The sequence below is a fragment of the Halomonas urumqiensis genome (assembly GCF_003028575.1).
Classification (GTDB): Bacteria; Pseudomonadota; Gammaproteobacteria; order Pseudomonadales; family Halomonadaceae; genus Halomonas; species Halomonas urumqiensis.
Genome location: NZ_PYUD01000002.1, coordinates 288,307 through 305,481 on the forward strand (window position 1 = coordinate 288,307; position 17,175 = coordinate 305,481).

Below are 17,175 nucleotides of genomic sequence, written 5' to 3' on the forward strand. Positions count from 1 at the left end.
TAACGAGGCTTCCGGATGACCGCCAAGACCGTTCTGATCGTCGATGATGAAGCATCCATTCGCGAGATGATCGCGGTGGCGCTGGAGATGGCCGACTATCATGTCCTCGAGGCGGACAACGCCCAGACAGCCCACGCCATGGTGGTCGACCACCAGCCGGACCTGGTGCTGCTGGACTGGATGATGCCCGGCACCAGCGGCATTGAGCTGGCACGGCGACTCAAGCGCGAGGAGACTACCGCCGAACTGCCGATCATCATGCTCACCGCCAAGGGCGAAGAAGACAACAAGATCCAGGGCCTGGAAGCTGGCGCCGACGACTACATCACCAAGCCGTTTTCGCCACGCGAGCTGGTGGCCAGGCTCAAGGCGGTGCTGCGCCGTGCCACGCCACGTGGCGTCGAGGATCCCGTGGAGATCGACGGCCTGCTGCTCGACCCGGTCAGCCATCGCGTCAGTGCCAACGGGCATGCACTGGAGATGGGGCCCACCGAGTACCGCCTGCTGCAGTTCTTCATGACCCACCAGGAACGCGCCTACACGCGCAGCCAGCTGCTCGACCAGGTGTGGGGCGGCAATGTCTATGTGGAGGAGCGAACCGTGGACGTGCATATCCGCCGCCTGCGCAAGGCACTCGGCGACCAGCACCAGCATCTGGTGCAAACCGTGCGCGGCACCGGTTACCGGTTCTCCGACAAGGGCTGACGTGCGCCTCTGGAAACGTGAATTCCTGCGCCTTGGCCTGCTCGCCATCCTCGGGTGGGGGCTCGGCTGGATTCTGGGTATCGCCGGCTTCGGGCTTGCCGTGGGTATCTCGCTCTATCTGGTCTACCATCTGTTGCAGCTGCGTGCCCTGCACCATTGGCTGACCCACACGCCCCAGTCTGAACCACCCGCCGCCAGTGGCCTGTGGGGCGAGCTGTTCGATCGGCTCTACCGCCATCAGAAGGCCCAGCGCATCACCCAGAGCCGCCTGCTCGGCATCCTGCGGCGCATCGAGGAGTCTTCCGAGGCGATGCGCGACAGCGTGGTGATGCTCGACCGACATGGCGACATGGAGTGGTGGAACAGCGCCGCGGAACGCATGCTGGGCCTGAAGACCGCCCATGATCGTGGCCATCACATCACCAACCTGATCCGCGACCCGCGCTTCGTCGGCTACTTCCACTCACTCGATTACCGCGAGCCACTGACGCTGCATTCGCCGATCGACGAGCGCATGGTCCTGCAGTTCCAGATCACCCTGTACGGCGACGACGAACGGCTGGTGATGGCCCGCGACATCACCCGCCTGCACCAGTTGGAGGAGATGCGTCGCGATTTCGTGGCCAATGTCTCCCATGAGCTGCGCACCCCGCTCACCGTGCTCAGCGGCTACCTCGAGACCTATAGCGACTATGCCGACCAGTTGCCGCCGCGTTTCGCCAGGGGGCTTGGTCAGATGCAGGAACAGACCACGCGCATGCAGAATCTGGTCAACGACCTGCTGCTGCTGTCACGGCTGGAGACCGACCGGGGCGGTGCCGATCACGCCGCGTTCGACCTGCAGGCGTTGCTCGAGAGCGTCAAGCGCGATGCCGAGGCGCTTTCCGCCGGCCGCCAGACGATCAGTGTGGAACTCGAGCAACCCGCAAGCCTGACTGGCAGTGAGCAGGAGATCCGCAGTGCCATCTCCAACCTTGTCTTCAATGCCGTGCGCTACACCCCACCGGGTAGCCACATCACGCTGCGCTTCAAGCCGCATCCCAAGGGTGGTTGCCTGGAAGTGGAAGACGACGGCGAAGGCATCGACCCGATCCATATCCCGCGCCTGACCGAACGCTTCTACCGGGTCGACAAGGGCCGCAGCACCGCCACCGGGGGCACTGGGCTTGGCCTTGCCATCGTCAAGCACGTGCTGTTGCGCCACGATGCGCACCTCGAGATCAACTCGCACCCTGGCCAGGGCGCGACCTTCCGCTGTATCTTTCCGGCCAGTCGGCTGATCCTGGCAACCGACGACGCCTTCCCTCACCACGCCTGAGTAAAGTGCCTCTCCACCACTGGCCCGCCGGCTCAGTGATCGTGATGCCCATCCGCGGCGTCCTTGCCTTCCTCGGCATTCTGCACCCATACCTCCACCTTGATCTCGCCATGTTCGGCGAACTCCAGCGTCATCGGAAAGCTGTCGCCTTCGGCAAGCGCTCCCGTCAGTTCGAACATCATCAGATGATAGCCACCCCCCGGACGCATGGTCTCGGTGGTGCCGGCCGGCACGTCGATCTGTTCGACGCGACGCATGCTCATCACGCCATCGTCCATGCTCATGTTGTGTAGCTCGACGCTGTCGCTTGCCGGGGTGCTGGCACCCACCAGCACCGCCGGCTCGTCACCCGCCACGCTGATATCCAGGTAAGCGGCGGCATGCGGCACGCCGGGAGGTGCTGGCGTGGCGAAGGGATGGGCAATGCGTATGTCACCCAGTTGATAATCGTGGGCCATGGTGGAGGCGGCGAACGTCAGGCCAGCGGCGAGCGGCAAAAGGGACTTGATGTGCATTTGGCGAATCCATGTACGAGTGGGTTTGAGGCGACATGACCGAACAGAGGCTAGCAGTTCGACGCCCCATCCGGGGTCAGCGTGGCGTGATGTCGCGCTGGTCCGTTTGCTGAACCCGGTGCTGAACCCGGTAATGGCGATCCCACATCAATACCGCCGCGGCCACGGCGCCAGGCAGCAGAAACAGGTTGGCCAGAGGAATCCAGGTGATCAGGGTCACCCAGCCGCCGAAGGTCAGGCTCGGCCACCAGCGCGCCGAGAGCCTGCCGCGCATGTCGGCGAAACTGACCTTGTTGTTGTCCATCGGGTAGTCGAGATAGGTGATGGCCATGATCCAGGCCGAGAACAGCACCCACAACAGCGGGGCGAACAGGTTCAATACCGGGATCCAACTGATCACGAACAGCCCAAGTGCTCGCGGCAGGATGTAACCGAGCTTGACCATTTCGCGGCCCAGCGCATCCACCGCGGTACGCGCCAGGCCACGGTCGTCGATCGGCGGCCTGCCGGTGACGATGACTTCGACCTTGGCCGCCAGGAACCCATAGAAGGGCGCGGCGATCAGGTGGGTCACCAAGGTGAAGGTGAAGAACACGATCAACACCAGGCTTGCCACGAACAGCGGCCAGATCAGCCACGAAAGCCAGTTCAGCCAGCCTGGCACCATGGCCATCCAGCCATCCAGCCAGCCACCGAAGTTGGCCAGTACGTAGCGCAGCATGCCGGCATAGACCAGCAGGTTGACGAGAATCGGCAGGAACACGTAGCGGCGCATCCCGGGGCGATAGACCAGCCGGGTACCGCGAGTCAGCGCCGTCATGGCATTGAGCATGGTGGAATCTCACTGGAAAATGACAACAGGCCACCGCCCAGGAGGCAGTGGCCTGCGTTATTGATGACGATTCCCGCCCGCGGGTCAACCCTTGCGGGAAAGACCCTGCTCGTCGAGCTCGTCGGGATCGCTGTGGCGGATATCGAGACCCTTGACCAGGTAGATCACGTATTCGGCAAGGTTGTTGGCATGATCGCCGATCCGCTCGAGCGCACGCAGGATCCACATCACGTTGAGGATCGACGAGATCGAACGCGCATCTTCCATCATGAAGGTCATCAGCGAGCGCATGGCGGTGCGGTACTCGTTGTCGACCTCGTCGTCCTCGTGCACCAGTTGCAGGGCCAGTTCGGTATCGAAGCGGGCGAAGGAGGTCAGGGCATCGCGCACCATGCGACGCACGTGCTCGCTGATCATGCGCACTTCGACGAAGCCACGGCTGCCGTTGTCGGCGTTGATCAGATCGATGGCGTTGCGGGCGATCTTGCTCGCCTCATCGCCGATGCGCTCGAGGTCCGAGGCCGCGCGGATCACCGCCAGCACCAGGCGCAGGTCGGAGGCCGCCGGCTGGCGGCGCGCCAGCACACGGGTGCACTCCTCATCGATCTTGATCTGCATGTCGTTGACCGCACGGTCATTGTCGACCACGCGCTGGGCCAGTGACGAATCGGCATCGAGCAGGGCGGCTACCGCGTCCTGCACCTGTTTTTCGACCAGTCCACCCATCGCCATCAGATGGGTCTTGAGCTCCTCGAGTTCCTGGTTGAACTGGCGGGAGATGTGCTGGCTGTGAATATCGCTGGTGATGTCCATGGGACTCTCCTTGGGGCCGGGCCGTCAGGCCATGCGCCCGGTGATGTAGTTCTCGGTTCGCGCCAGGCGCGGATTGGTGAAGAGGGTGTCGGTGGCGCCGTACTCCACCAGTTCGCCCTCCTGCAGGAAGGCGGTGTAATCCGATACCCGGGCTGCCTGCTGCATGTTGTGGGTGACCAGCACCAGGGTCAGCTGGGTCTTGAGGTTACGAATCAACTCCTCGATCTTTAGCGTCGAGATAGGATCGAGCGCCGAGGCGGGTTCATCGAGCAGCAACACCTCGGGGCGAACCGCCAGGGTTCGGGCAATCACCAGGCGCTGCTGTTGCCCGCCAGAAAGCGACCAGGCCGACGCCCGCAGCCGGTCCTTCACCTCGTGCCACAGGGCTGCCGAGCTCAGCGCCCATTCGACAATGTCGTCCATCTGGCGCTTGCGCATGCCGCCCTGCAGCCGCAACCCGAAGGCCACGTTGTCGTAGATCGACATCGGGAAGGGGTTGGGCATCTGGAACACCATCCCCACCCGCCTGCGCAGTTCCGATACCGCCACCTCGGGCGCATGGATGTCCTGGCCATCGAGCAGGATGCGACCCGAGAAGTCGACCTCCTCGTTGAGGTCATGCAGCCGGTTCAGCGCACGCAGCAGGGTCGACTTGCCACACCCCGAAGGGCCGATGAACGCCGTCACCCGATGCCTGGGCACCTTGAGCGTCAGCTCGCTCAGCGCCGCCTTGCCAGCGTAGGCCAGGCTCAGCCCCTCGATCTCGAGGCAGCTGTCATGGCTCTCGAAGTCGATGAACGGCCCGGCGGTTGCCGGGCGCGATGGTGAGGAAACGGACATCGGGCTCGCTCTCTCCCTGCACTCCCCCAGCTCAGTGGCGGGGCAATGCGACATGGCGCATCTTCAGATGATGACGCAGAAATATTGCAGTCAGGTTAAGCACCAGGATCACCAGTACCAGCAGTAGCGCCGTGGCATAGACCAGCGGCATGGCCGCCTGCACATCGCCGCCGTGGAACGCCACATCGAAGATGTGATACCCCAGGTGCATGAACTTCCTATCAAGATGCAGGAAGGGGAAATCGCCGTCCACCGGCACCTGCGGTGCCAGCTTGGCCACGCCCACCAGCATCAGCGGAGCCACTTCCCCGGCGGCCCGAGCCACGGCGAGGATCACTCCGGTCAGCATCGCCGGCACGGTCATCGGCAGCACCACGCGGGCCAGCATCTCGAGCCGCGTGGCACCCAGCGCCAGTGCTCCTTCGCGCTGGTGCTCCGGCACCCGGGCGAGCCCCTCTTCGGTGGCCACGATCACCACCGGCAGGGTCAGCAATGCCAGCGTCAGCGACGCCCACAGCAACCCGCCGGTACCGAAGGTCGGCGAGGGCAACTGGTCACTGAAGAACCAGGTGTCCAGCGTCCCACCAATGCCATGCACGAACACGCCCAGCCCGAACACCCCGTAGACGATCGACGGCACACCGGCGAGGTTACGCACGGCAATGCGCACTACCCGCGTCAAGCGGCCCTGGTGAGCCACCTCGTTCAAATAAATGCCCGCCAGCACACCGAACGGGGTGACCAGCACCGACATCAACAACACCATCAGCACGGTACCGAAGATCGCCGGCCATACCCCGCCACCGGTATTGGCGGCTCTAGGGCCTTCGGAGAGAAAGCGCCAGACACCGCGTGACCAGGCGCCGAGCTTGTCAGGCAACGACATGGCGTTGGGCCGCCAGGCCCGCAACACCTGCTCAATGGGCTGAGCGAGCCGTTGGCCATCGGCACTCTCCAGTATCAGCGTCTCGCCGATCATCTGCCGCTGCAAGCCACGAATGCGCGCGTTGGCCGCGGCCAGCCGCTCGCGGGCCTCGCTGTCGAGCCCCCGTTCCAGCCGACGCACCAGCGGGAGCACGACATCGCCACGCAGGCGGTCACGCTCGTCGCGTAGTGCCTGGATCTCGGCCAGGCGAGCCTCGAAGGCATTCCAGGCGGCTTGTTCTTGCTGATTCCCCGAGGCATCTTCCAGCGCCACCAGCCGGCCGATGAAGTCACCCCAGCGGGTTCGCGACATCACCACCAGGTCCTGGGGATGGCTGACGGACTCGATGGCATCCACCGCCACCCACTGCCAGATTCCGCCCTCGAGGTCGCGATTGGCAGTGCGCAGCAGCCACTCACTGCCCGCGCCATCGAAACGGCGCTCCTCGCGAACCTTCACTCCCGCCAGTTGGCTGCCATCCTCGAGGCTCACCAGTGCCACCGGCGATGGCCAGAAATGCCCCAGGCCGCGAACGGCCAGCAACAAGACAAGCGCCAGCAGCATCAACAGCGACAGCGCCACGCTACCGGCCACCAACCACGGCCAGGGCCCCTCGCCACGTGGCAAGCGCGCGCGTCCAGCGAACCAGCGGGGTGCCGTCAGCCCTTTCATGAGCCACCACCCAAACGCCGGTAACGCCCGCGCAGCCGCTCCCTGACCACCTCGGCCAGCGTATTGACCAGGAAAGTGAAGATGAAAAGCAGCAACGCCGCCAGAAACAGCAACCGGTAATGGATCTCACCGGGGGCCGCCTCGGGCAGTTCGATGGCGATACTCGCCGCCAGTGAGCGCATCCCTTCCAGCGGACTCAGGCTCATCAGTGCCGTGTTGCCGCTGACCATCAGCACGATCATGGTTTCGCCGACGGCGCGTCCGGCACCGATCATCACCGCCGAAAAGAGCCCCGGCCCCGCTGCCGGCAACACCACCTTCCACAGCGTCTGCCAGCGGGTCGCACCCAGCGCTTCGGCGCCTTCACCCAGGTGCCCGGGCACCCCGGAGAGCGCATCCTCGGCCAGCGCATAGATGCCCGGAATCACCGCGAAGCCCATGGCGAGCCCGACAATCAAGGCATTACGTGCCGAATAATCGAGCCCGAAGCGGCTATCCAGCCAGCCACGCAGGTCGCCGTTGAACAGCTGAGTCTCGATCCAGGGCGACAGAAACAGGGCAACACCCACCCACAGTGCCAACCACGGCACCAGCCACAGCCCCGCCCACCCCAGCGGCAGGAGGCGACGCATCCGCGGCGGTAGCCACGACCACAGCGCCCCGGCCAGCAACACGCAAACCGGCATCACCACCAGCAGGGAAAGGGCACCCGCCAGGTGGCGTTCCACATAGGGCGCCAGCACCAGCCCGGCGACGAAGCCGATGACCACACCGGGGAGGGCCTCCATCAGTTCCAGGGTGGGCTTGATTCGGCTGCGCAGCCGGCGCGACATGAACACCGAAGAGTGCATGGCCGCACCCAGCGCCACCGGCACGGCAAACAACAAGGCAAAGCAGGCCGCCTTGAGGGTTCCCCATATCAGTGGCGAGAGATCCTGAAACGGCACCTCCGCGGACGACATGAACAGCGGCACCACCTCGATGGCCAGGAAGACCCCGATCGCCAGGACCGCCAGAATCACCCCGATGCCTCCCGCCGTGATCAGCGCCGTCGCCAAACGATCACGCCCCTGGCGGAAGCGCTTGCCAAGGGGCGTGGCGTTGGAAGATGTGGCAACGGGTGGTGTGGGTTCGATCATGGTCGATCCCCAACTCCTGACGGGCAATGACAGAAAAATACGACATTGTCATGACAACTCCATGACACCTTCAACCACCCCCGGGATGGTCAGCGTCGTCACGAAGTCGCTCGAGCAGCGCGTGTCGCTCTTCATCGAGCTGTGCGTCCGAGAGCGGCACGAAGCCAAGCTCTCGTACGATCTGCTGCCCCTCGGGCGACAGGGTCAGCTCGATGAACGCCCGTTCCGGCGCCGGCAATGGCTGCCCCGGTGGCAGGTTGACGTAAAGATAGAGGCCGCGCGCCATGGGGTACTCGCCGCTGCGCACCGATTCCGGGCTTGGGGTGTGCAGTTGGCCCTGTTCATCCTTGCGTGCCAAGGCCTTCACGCTGGCGGTGAGATGGTTCATGCCGGTATAGCCGATCGACGATGGCTCCGCCGCCACCGCCGCCACCACAGCAGCGGACCCCATGTGCTCGTTGACCCGTACTCGGTAGTCGCCACCGCACAGCGCGACCTCCCTGAAGAGACCATGGGTTCCCGAGGCAACATTGCGCCCATGCAATACGATCCGGTCAGCGGGCAAGGTCAATCCCAACTGGCTCCAGCGCGTGATGGGCGTCTCGGCACCGCACTCACGCGTCGTGGAGAAAATGGCATCGAGCTGTTCGGCACTCAATGCCTCGAGAGGGTGATGGCGATGCACCACCACCACCAGGGCGTCACGCGCTACCTCGATCTCGAGGGGCGGATAGCCATGCCTGTCGATGAATTCCTGACGCTCCTCGACGCGCATCGGCCGCGACATCGGGCCAAGCCGTGTGGTACCGGCCGCCAGTGCGGCGGGCGCGCTGGCCGAGCCGCTGGCCAGCAATTGCAGACGCACCCCGGGATGCTGTTCGGCAAGCCGCTCGCCCCAGCGCAACATCAGGCTCGCCAGGGTATCGGAACCCACCGCACCGAGGTTACCTGCCACGTCACCCACGCCCTCGTCCGTCATGCCAAGGGTCGGCAACATGACCAATGCCATGGCGGCTAGCCAACGTCGAAATCTCCTTCGCCGATGCATTCAGTCTCCTCGATTCCGGCCCGGCGCCCCCGGCAGGATGACGCAGCGCTGGTGATAGATGATCACAAGCGTATACCATGACCTCTGAAAGAGCGCCCACAGACGATGGCGCGTCAGGCCGACAATAACAATCCCGATACCCCCGGAAAGCGACACCCCATGACAGAGCTCGATGACATTCCCGCCCCGCAAGGCCAGTTAGCGCTCAAGCTGGTGGCCAGCCGCCAGGATACCAATCTGCACGGCGATATCGCCGGTGGTTGGCTGGTCGCCCACATGGATCAGGCCGCCGAGCTGGCAGCGAGCCTAGAGGCGCGCGGACGCACCGCCACCGTGGCCATCGAAACCATGGACTTCCTGAGTCCCGTGCGCGTCGGTTCGGTGGTCCACATCTTCACCCTGGTGCGCGAGATCGGCCACAGTTCGGTGAAGATCGATGTGGAGGTGTGGATCCGCCAGCCCAACGAGCGTGACCCCCACGAGCTGCACAAGGTCACCGAGGCCCGTTTCGTGATGGTCGCACTGGACGACAACGGCCGCATCCGCGCCGTGCATCCCTGAACGGACGGACGTTGAACGTCAAAGGGGCGCCGCATGGCGCCCCTGAGTCATGCCGGGCCGCAAGGCCCAAGGGGCATCAGGCCCCGACGTTTTCGCGATTCTTCAGGTAGGCATACTCGCCCACGTCACTGAAGCGACGCAGCAACTGCTGGAACGCCTTGTAGGACTCATAGACCTTGCGCGAATCCTCATCCTCGTCCACCTGGTTCTGGATCGCCGCCAATGACGCCTCATGCAGTGCCGCCATCACGTCCTCCGGGAAGGACCGCAGTTGCACGCCGTGCTCATCGACCAGCGTGTCGAGCGCCTGGGCGTTGCGGTAGGCGAATTCGCTGATCATCGCCAGGTTGGAGGCGCGCGCCGCCTCGGTGACCACTGCCTTGAGATCGTCCGGCAGGGCGTTCCAGGCATCCAGGTTGACGGTCCCCTCGAGGACCGCACTGGGCTCGTTCCACGCCGAGGTGTAGTAGTAGTCCGCCACCTGATGCAGGCCAAAGGCCAGGTCGTTGTAGGGGCCCACCCAGTCGGCGGCATCCAGCACGCCAGTCTGCATGGAGGTGAAGATCTCAGAGCCCGGCATGTTCACGGTGGTCACGCCGATGCCGTTCATCGCCTCACCGGCAAGCCCCGGCAAGCGCAGGCGCAGGCCCTGCATGTCCTCGAGGGAGTTGATCTCCTTCTTGAACCAGCCAGCCATCTGGGTACCCGTGTTACCCACCGGGAAGGGCTTGAGGTTGTGCTTGCCGTAGACCTCGTCCCACAGCTCCTGACCGCCGCCGTGGTACAGCCAGGCGTTGGTCTCGGTGGTGTTCATGCCGAACGGTACCGCGGTGAAGAACTGCGAGGCGGCGACCTTGCCACGCCAGTAATAGGACGCGGAGTGACCCATCTCGGCGGTACCGGCGGCCACGGCGTCGAACACCTCGAGGGCCGGCACCAGCTCACCGGCGCCATGCACGCGAATCCGCATGCGCCCACCGGAGAGCGCTTCGATGCGCTTGGCGAAATCGTTGGCCCCGGTACCCAGTGCCGGGAAGTTCTTCGGCCAGGAGGTCACCATGTCCCAGGTGATGGTCTCCTGGGCACTGGCGGTGGAAACGAAAGGCGCGGCGGCGATACCAACAGCACCGGCACCCAGGGTCGTAAGACTGGACTTGAGAAAGAGACGACGTTGCATGGCGGGCATGACTCCAGGAAATTGTTCTGATCCACGCTCTCGGGCGCGATATGTCCGCCTAGCAGTATGCGGCAGACGCCAATTGCCGGGCAAGCACGCGGGTTGACGTTCACGTCAACGGGCATGTCACCCAGCAGAGAAACCCTATAACGGCATCAGCTTGGCAAATCCCAGCACCAGCCATTTATCGCCTTCGCCTTCGAAGCTGACCTGCACCCGCGCACGTTCGCCCTGGCCTTCGGCGTTGAGAATCACGCCTTCGCCGAACACCGGGTGGCGCACGCGCTGCCCCAGCGACAACGACGGAAACTCGGCCCCTCCGTTGACCTCGGTCTGCCGCAGGCCGCTTGGCCTTGCGCTGGTCACTGGGCGCGAGATCTGGCCACGCAGGCGTACCTCTTCGAGGAATTCCTCGGGAATCTCGCGCAGGAAGCGCGAGGCACGCTGGAAGGTCTCCTTGCCGTGCAGGCGGCGAATCTCGGCATGGGTCAGGTAGAGCTTCTTCATCGCCCGGGTCAGCCCCACGTAGCAGAGGCGACGCTCTTCCTCGAGGCGTCCCGGCTCTTCCATGGACATCTTGTGCGGGAACAGGCCCTCCTCGACCCCGGCCACGAACACCACCGGAAACTCGAGGCCCTTGGCGGAGTGCAGGGTCATCAACTGGACGCTGTCCTCGAACTCGTCGGCCTCGTGGTCGCCGGCGTTGAGCGCCGCCTCGGAGAGGAAGGCTTCCAGCGCCACGGCGCCTTCGCCAGCCTCGGGTGGCTCGAAGGCTTCGCCTTGGGTGAAGGCACGTGCCGCGGTGACCAGTTCCTCGAGGTTCTCGACCCTCGCCTGGCCTTTCTCGCCCTTTTCGCTGCGGTGATGCTCGACAAGCCCCGAGGCCTCGATCACCCGATCGATGATCTCGTGCAGCGACATGCCCGCGGTGTCGTTGTCCAGGCGCTCGATCAAGTCGGCAAACGTGGTGACCGACGTCCCCGCCCGGCCCTTCAGCGTGCCATCGCTCAACCCGTCATGCAGCGCCTGCCAAAGCGAAACGCCCTGTTCACGGGCGCGCGTGCGCAGGATTTCCACGGTGCGCGTGCCGATGCCGCGCGCCGGGACGTTGATCACCCGCTCCAGTGACGCATCGTCGTCACGGTTGAGCAGCAGGCGCAGGTAGGCCAATGCATTCTTGATCTCGAGGCGTTCGTAGAAGCGCTGGCCACCATAGATCCGATAGGGCACGCCCTGGCGGATCAGCGTCTCCTCGATCACCCGCGACTGGGCATTGGAGCGGTAGAGGATGGCGATATCGCGGTGCATGAAGCCTTCATCGACTTTTTCGCGCAGGGTGTCGACGATGAAGCGCGCCTCGTCCAGGTCGTTGAAACCGGCGTAGACCGAGATCGGCTCGCCGCGCGCGCCATCGGTCCACAGTTCCTTGCCCATGCGCTCGGCGTTGTGGCTGATCAAGGCGTTGGCGGCCTCGAGGATGGCACTGGTGGAGCGGTAGTTCTGTTCCAGCCGCACGGTATGCGTCTGGGGGAACTCGCGTTCGAAACGCCGAATGTTCTCGATGCGTGCCCCACGCCAGCCATAGATCGACTGGTCGTCATCGCCGACCACGGTCATCGGCGTACGCATGCCGGAGAGCAGCTTCAGCCAGGCGTACTGGAGCGTGTTGGTGTCCTGAAATTCGTCTACCAGCACGTGGCCGAAGCGCTCCTGGTAATGGGCCAGCAGCGCCGGGTTGTCGCGCAGAAGCTCCAGACTGCGCAGCAGCAATTCGCCGAAATCGACCAGCCCGCCACGTTCACAGGTCAGTTGATAGCGCTCATAGAGCTCGACCATCTGGCCCATGTAGGCATCACCCGCGACATCGACTTGATGGGGGCGCAGCCCCTCTTCCTTGCAACCGGAAATGAACGACTGCACCTGGCGGGGTGGGAAGCGCTCGTCATCGATGGAATGATCCTTGAGCAGGCGCTTGACCAGGCGCAACTGGTCGTCGGAGTCGATGATCTGGAAATGCTGGGGTAGCCGGGCATCCTGCCAGTGGGTGCGCAACAGGCGATGGGCGATGGAGTGGAAGGTGCCGACCCACACGTTACGCAACGACAGGCCAAGCAACGCTTCCAGGCGGGTTCGCATTTCGCGAGCCGCCTTGTTGGTAAAGGTCACGGCCAGCACCGCGTAGGGAGAAAGTCCCTCCGCCTGCATCAGCCAGGCAATGCGGTGGACCAGCACACGGGTCTTGCCGGAACCGGCCCCCGCCAGCACCAGCATGTTGCCCTGAGGAGCGCTGACCGCCTCGCGCTGAGCGGTGTTGAGGTGGTCGAGAATCGCCGTGACGTCGTCCATGGAGAGGGCATCGCTGCTGGTAAAATGGGCGATCAGCTTAGCATATCGTGCACTACGGAGTGGCTACCCCCGCTGGGCCAGGTGGATAATCCGTTCGCTCTGTACTGTGCCGTGGACAGGCCTGCGGTGGGGCAAGACCCGTGTCAGGGTTTGCCTTCCTGCTCAGGAAAACGCAGCGGCGTCAGGCTCTTCTTCACCTCGCGAAGCTGTTCGGCGAGCTTCGGGCCGCGGGTCTTGGCCACTCCCACCGCCAGCACATCGACCAATACGAGATGCGCGATGCGCGAACTCATCGGGGTGTAGATCTCGGTGTCCTCGTGGACATCGATATACAGCGGAAGGGTGACTTCCTCGGCCAGCGGCGAGCCGCTGGGACACAGCCCGATCACCGTCGCACCGGCCTCACGCGCCAGCCTGACGCTTGCCACCAGTGCCTTGGTACGGCCTGTCTGCGAGATGGCCACCACCACATCGCCCTCCTTGAGGGTCACCGCGGACATGTTCTGCATATGCGGATCGGTATAGGCGGCGGTGGATATCTGCAGGCGAAAGAACTTGTGCTGAGCATCGAAGGCCACCGCGCCGGAGGCGCCAAAGCCATAGAATTCGACCCGATTGGCCATCGCCAGGGCGTTGATGGCATGGCTCAGCGCTTCGTTGTCGAGACGATCGCGCACCGACAGCAGGGTGCCCACGGTGGAATCGAAGATGCTGTGGGAAAATTCCGCCACCGAGTCGCTATCGTTCATCGAGAACTGGGCGAACTGGCTACCGCTCGCCAGCATCTGCGCAAGCTTGAGCTTGAAGTCCTGGAAACCGTTGCAGCCAAGTGCTCGGCAGAAGCGTACCACGGTCGGCTCGCTGACCTTGGCCTCGGTCGCCAGGTCGACGATGCGCATATGGATGACTTCCTCGGGGTTGCGCAATACGAAGCGCGCCACTTTCTGTTCGGAGCGGCGAAAATGCTCCATGCGGCGTCTCATCTCATCGAACAGTGCACGACTCACACGGAACTCCTTGCTTGGCTTCGACACGCGGGCGGATCGCTACAGTATGCCCCAAGCGAGACCCTAAAGGGCACACCCCTCCTTCCTAATCCGGGCGGCTCGACGGCGACAGGCCTTTAACGGACACGCTGTTAACCCCTCCCTGGGCGCTAACTTTTTCGTCCCTGAAAAAGATGTCCGCTACGCCCTGTCCCCTGCGCCGCTCTTGCTTTTCGATTCCCCACTCACACTGCCTAGCCGGAAGTGCGTTGGCCAAGCGTTGTCGGCAGCCACTCGGCGGTGAAAAAGCCTGACCGTCATCATTCTGTCAAGTGGGGTATAGTAAATAGTGCAGTATCGCGATCCCCTGGTAAGGAGAGTCGATTATGCGCAATGCCGAACGGTTAACGACCCTGAAGAGCGAACTCCTCGATATCTTCATGAGCATGGAAGTCGTCGAGCACGAGCAACGCTCCCGCTCCGCCGCCCAGCGCAACCTGCGCGCCCGGCGTGGCATCGAACTGCACCGGGAATTCAAACGGCTATCCCGTGACATCGCCCAGCTACCCGAAGACGAGCCGGTAGAGGACGAGATGCACTAGGCCTTCCGGCACTTTCGGATACAGATTCCCTGATACAAATAGCGAAGCGCTTTCAGACACAGGCAAGGAAGCGGTTCCAGAGACAGCAAACCCCGCTTGTGCGGGGCTTGCAGGGACTTGCTCTCCGTTTTTTCGGCGTTACAGAAGCCCGTTACAGAAGCCCGGTGACGAACACCGCGATGACACCGAGCGGTGCGACATACCGCGATACCGCATGCCAGATCTGTTCCTGAGTGCCTTCGAGCTGTAGCTCGCCCGCCACGCTCCGGCGGTCGAGGCACCAGGCCACGAAGACGATGGCGCCAAGGCCGGTCAACGGCAGCAGGAACTTGCTGGTGAACGTATCCAGCAGATCGAAGATGTTCAGGCCGAAGATCAGGACATCGCCCCACACGTTGAACGACATCAGTGCAGCGATACCCAGCGCCCAGACGGCCACCCCGCCGATCATCGTCACCGCCACGCGTGACAGCGGTGTGCGCTCCTCCAGCAACTCGACCACCGGCTCCAGCAGCGATATCGCCGAGGTCAACGCAGCGAAGGTCAGCAGCAGGAAGAACATCAGGCCAAGCAGGGTGCCACCGGCCATGTTGCCGAAGGCCAGCGGCAGGGTGACGAAAATCAGCCCCGGCCCCTCGCCCGGGCTAAGCCCGTTGGCGAACACGATGGGGAAGATCGCCAGCCCCGCCAGCAGCGCGATGGCCGTATCGATGATGATCACCGTGCGCGCCGTGCCGATCAGGCTGACATCCTCGCCCAGATATGAGCCATAGGCCATCATGATGCCCATGCCCAGCGACAGGGTGAAGAACGCCTGCCCCATGGCGGCCAGCACCACACCACCGGTCACCGCACTCCAGTCGGGGCGAAACATGAAGGCCAGCGCCTCACCGAAATGCCCGGTGGTCATGCCGTAGCCGACCAGCACCAGCATCAGGATCACCAGCGCCGGCATCATGGTGCGCACGGCACCCTCGAGCCCCTTGGTGACACCTTGGGCGACGATCCAGATCACCAACGCCATGAACGCGGTGTGCCACAACAGCAAGACCGTGGGGTTGGCCAGCAAGCCGTTGAAGATCGCCCCGATGCCGTCGGCATCCTGGCCAGAGAACGCCCCGGTCACCGCTCCCAGGGTATAGGAGAGCGACCATCCCCCGATAACGCTATAGAAGGAAAGAATCAGGAAAGCGGCCAGCACACCGCTGACACCAACCAGTGCCCAGGCCGGCAAGTGGCCTCCCTTGCGGGCCAGTTCGGCCATGGCGTTGATCGGATTCTTCTGACCGCGGCGGCCAATCAGCCACTCGCCAACCAGGATAGGCAGGCCGACCAGTGCCACGCAGGCCAGGTAGATCAGCACAAAGGCCGCGCCACCACTGTCTCCCACCATGTAGGAAAAACGCCAGATATTGCCCAGCCCTACCGCGGAACCCGCGGCAGCGAGCACGAAGGTCATTTTCGATGACCACTGTGCATGTTCGAGTTTCGACATGATTCACCCTGAGTGTGCGTGTCGCCATCGACCGGTCAGGTGCAATGACGGCTTGTGCTTGACATTGCCACGTCCAGGGCGTCGTGGGTTACACGACACCGTCCAGAGCATGACAGGATCCTGGCAGGATCACTGCCGAGTCATGCCTCCAGGATCACCGGGCCACAAAACTATCCGATCATACGCTTGATGGCCAGTCGCCTTATGGCGAATCACCAAAGGCGGTTTTGACGCTCCCCGGGGAAGGGGCCCAGGGCCTCGAGTGGCAGGTGGTCGCAAAGCCTGCGATAGCAGCGCCGGGCCAATGCCGGAGCCGCTCGGTTATCCGGTGTATGCACAAGGAGAAAAGGAGTTTTCCCCTGTTTTATCCACAGGACAAGACGGTCGATCCACGGCCTAAAGCAGCGGTCATTGAGACCTTCGTCATAGTGGCCGATGAAGCGCACCAGCGGCCTATCTGCCGTGGAAAGCACGTGTAATGGGCGTCTCGGCTTTTCTTCTCGGGCCTTGAGCAAGCCGGGATGCTCATCATGTGGTGGCGAGAACAGTGGCCGGACATCGAGCATCACCCGGTCGACACGGTGACTTATCAACAATCGGTTCAAGGCAATCTCGGCCATGCCCTTGTGGAAGAATTCACTGTGTCGAACCTCGACCGCACAAGGAATATCGGGTGGCCAGCGAGACAGCAGCGCATCCAACCGGGGAAGCTCGCTATAACCGAAATCACGCGGCAACTGGACCATCACCGGGCCGAGCCGATCGTGCAGCGGGGCGAGTGAAGCAAGGAAAGCATCGACGGCTGACTCGACACCTGCCAAGCGGTTCTCATGGGTCAGCGCGGCCGGCAGTTTGAAGCAGAAGCGAAAATGGCGAGGGGCCTGGCGCGACCAGGCAGCCACGGTGTCGGCCTTCGGCGGGCCACTGTAGAAGGTGGTATTGCCCTCCACGGTGGAAAAAACCTGCGCATATTCCTCAAGCCCACCGCCATGGGGTGGGTAAAGGGAACCGCGCCACTCCGGGTTGGCCCACATGGCCAGGCCCAGATGGAGGCGCGGGGTCACGGTCGGTGGCAACACATCATGGGGATCATCTCAGGACTCGATCAGCGTTGGTGGTTCTGATCTGGGCGATGAGCTTCCTGATTCACCGGGACATGTGTGCATGTCGAACAAAAAAAGCTGTGGCAAGGGCCGCCTCT

The 17,175-nt window shown here is 63.5% G+C and carries 16 protein-coding genes; 4 read left to right on the forward strand and 12 right to left on the reverse strand.

Annotation, left to right across the window (positions count from 1 at the left end):
* Nucleotides 1-15 precede the first annotated feature (15 nt).
* Together phoB and phoR are read left to right on the forward strand one after the other, a co-directional pair.
* Nucleotides 16-705, forward strand: a complete 690-nt coding sequence (gene phoB, locus C6V82_RS08615; RefSeq protein ID WP_102587836.1) for a phosphate regulon transcriptional regulator PhoB — start codon at nt 16-18, stop codon at nt 703-705.
* A gap of 1 nt (nt 706) precedes the next feature.
* Complete coding sequence (gene phoR, locus C6V82_RS08620) at nt 707-2,023, forward strand: phosphate regulon sensor histidine kinase PhoR (protein ID WP_102587837.1); 1,317 nt, start codon at nt 707-709, stop codon at nt 2,021-2,023.
* 32 nt (nt 2,024-2,055) lie between these two features.
* Here phoR and C6V82_RS08625 read toward each other — a convergent pair whose 3' ends face one another.
* The 7 genes from C6V82_RS08625 to C6V82_RS08655 all read right to left on the reverse strand — a co-directional run bounded on the left by C6V82_RS08625 (nt 2,056) and on the right by C6V82_RS08655 (nt 8,768).
* Nucleotides 2,056-2,538, reverse strand: a complete 483-nt coding sequence (locus C6V82_RS08625; RefSeq protein ID WP_102587838.1) for a copper chaperone PCu(A)C — start codon at nt 2,536-2,538, stop codon at nt 2,056-2,058.
* 76 nt (nt 2,539-2,614) lie between these two features.
* Nucleotides 2,615-3,370, reverse strand: coding sequence for a sulfate transporter CysZ (cysZ, locus tag C6V82_RS08630; protein WP_102587839.1), 756 nt, complete (start codon nt 3,368-3,370; stop codon nt 2,615-2,617).
* Nucleotides 3,371-3,454: 84 nt separating this feature from the next.
* Entirely contained in the window at nt 3,455-4,183 is a 729-nt protein-coding gene (gene phoU, locus C6V82_RS08635; protein WP_102587840.1) for a phosphate signaling complex protein PhoU, read from the reverse strand.
* Between the two features lie 24 nt (nt 4,184-4,207).
* Complete coding sequence (pstB, locus tag C6V82_RS08640; protein WP_102587841.1) at nt 4,208-5,023, reverse strand: phosphate ABC transporter ATP-binding protein PstB; 816 nt, start codon at nt 5,021-5,023, stop codon at nt 4,208-4,210.
* A gap of 31 nt (nt 5,024-5,054) precedes the next feature.
* Nucleotides 5,055-6,620 carry a phosphate ABC transporter permease PstA gene (gene pstA, locus C6V82_RS08645; protein WP_102587842.1) on the reverse strand — a complete coding sequence of 522 codons (1,566 nt, stop codon included), beginning with the start codon at nt 6,618-6,620 and terminating at the stop codon, nt 5,055-5,057.
* Entirely contained in the window at nt 6,617-7,759 is a 1,143-nt protein-coding gene (locus tag C6V82_RS08650; protein ID WP_102587843.1) for an ABC transporter permease subunit, read from the reverse strand. Before C6V82_RS08650 ends, pstA begins: the two co-directional genes overlap by 4 nt.
* Nucleotides 7,760-7,829: 70 nt before the next feature.
* Complete coding sequence (locus C6V82_RS08655) at nt 7,830-8,768, reverse strand: PstS family phosphate ABC transporter substrate-binding protein (protein WP_102587844.1); 939 nt, start codon at nt 8,766-8,768, stop codon at nt 7,830-7,832.
* Between the two features lie 198 nt (nt 8,769-8,966).
* Between C6V82_RS08655 and C6V82_RS08660 the strand changes: the two genes are divergently transcribed.
* A complete protein-coding gene (locus tag C6V82_RS08660; protein WP_102587857.1) occupies nt 8,967-9,368 on the forward strand; it encodes an acyl-CoA thioesterase in 402 nt (133 codons plus the stop codon).
* A gap of 76 nt (nt 9,369-9,444) precedes the next feature.
* Here the strand turns inward: C6V82_RS08660 and C6V82_RS08665 are convergent, their stop codons facing one another.
* The 3 genes from C6V82_RS08665 to hexR form a co-directional block, all read right to left on the reverse strand.
* Entirely contained in the window at nt 9,445-10,545 is a 1,101-nt protein-coding gene (locus C6V82_RS08665) for a TRAP transporter substrate-binding protein (RefSeq protein WP_102587845.1), read from the reverse strand.
* Between the two features lie 144 nt (nt 10,546-10,689).
* Nucleotides 10,690-12,891 (reverse strand): DNA helicase II, encoded by a 2,202-nt coding sequence (uvrD, locus tag C6V82_RS08670; protein ID WP_102587846.1) that lies wholly within the window; start codon nt 12,889-12,891, stop codon nt 10,690-10,692.
* A gap of 143 nt (nt 12,892-13,034) precedes the next feature.
* A complete protein-coding gene (hexR, locus tag C6V82_RS08675) occupies nt 13,035-13,898 on the reverse strand; it encodes a transcriptional regulator HexR (protein ID WP_102587847.1) in 864 nt (287 codons plus the stop codon).
* A 365-nt stretch (nt 13,899-14,263) separates the two neighbouring features.
* On the opposite strand from hexR, the gene C6V82_RS08680 reads away from it, so the two are divergent.
* Complete coding sequence (locus tag C6V82_RS08680; RefSeq protein ID WP_102587848.1) at nt 14,264-14,479, forward strand: PA3496 family putative envelope integrity protein; 216 nt, start codon at nt 14,264-14,266, stop codon at nt 14,477-14,479.
* 151 nt (nt 14,480-14,630) lie between these two features.
* Here the strand turns inward: C6V82_RS08680 and C6V82_RS08685 are convergent, their stop codons facing one another.
* Both C6V82_RS08685 and C6V82_RS08690 read right to left on the reverse strand, forming a co-directional pair.
* Nucleotides 14,631-15,974, reverse strand: coding sequence for a sodium-dependent transporter (locus C6V82_RS08685; protein ID WP_102587849.1), 1,344 nt, complete (start codon nt 15,972-15,974; stop codon nt 14,631-14,633).
* 212 nt (nt 15,975-16,186) lie between these two features.
* A complete protein-coding gene (locus C6V82_RS08690; protein ID WP_102587858.1) occupies nt 16,187-17,038 on the reverse strand; it encodes a DUF72 domain-containing protein in 852 nt (283 codons plus the stop codon).
* Nucleotides 17,039-17,175: the final 137 nt, after the last annotated feature.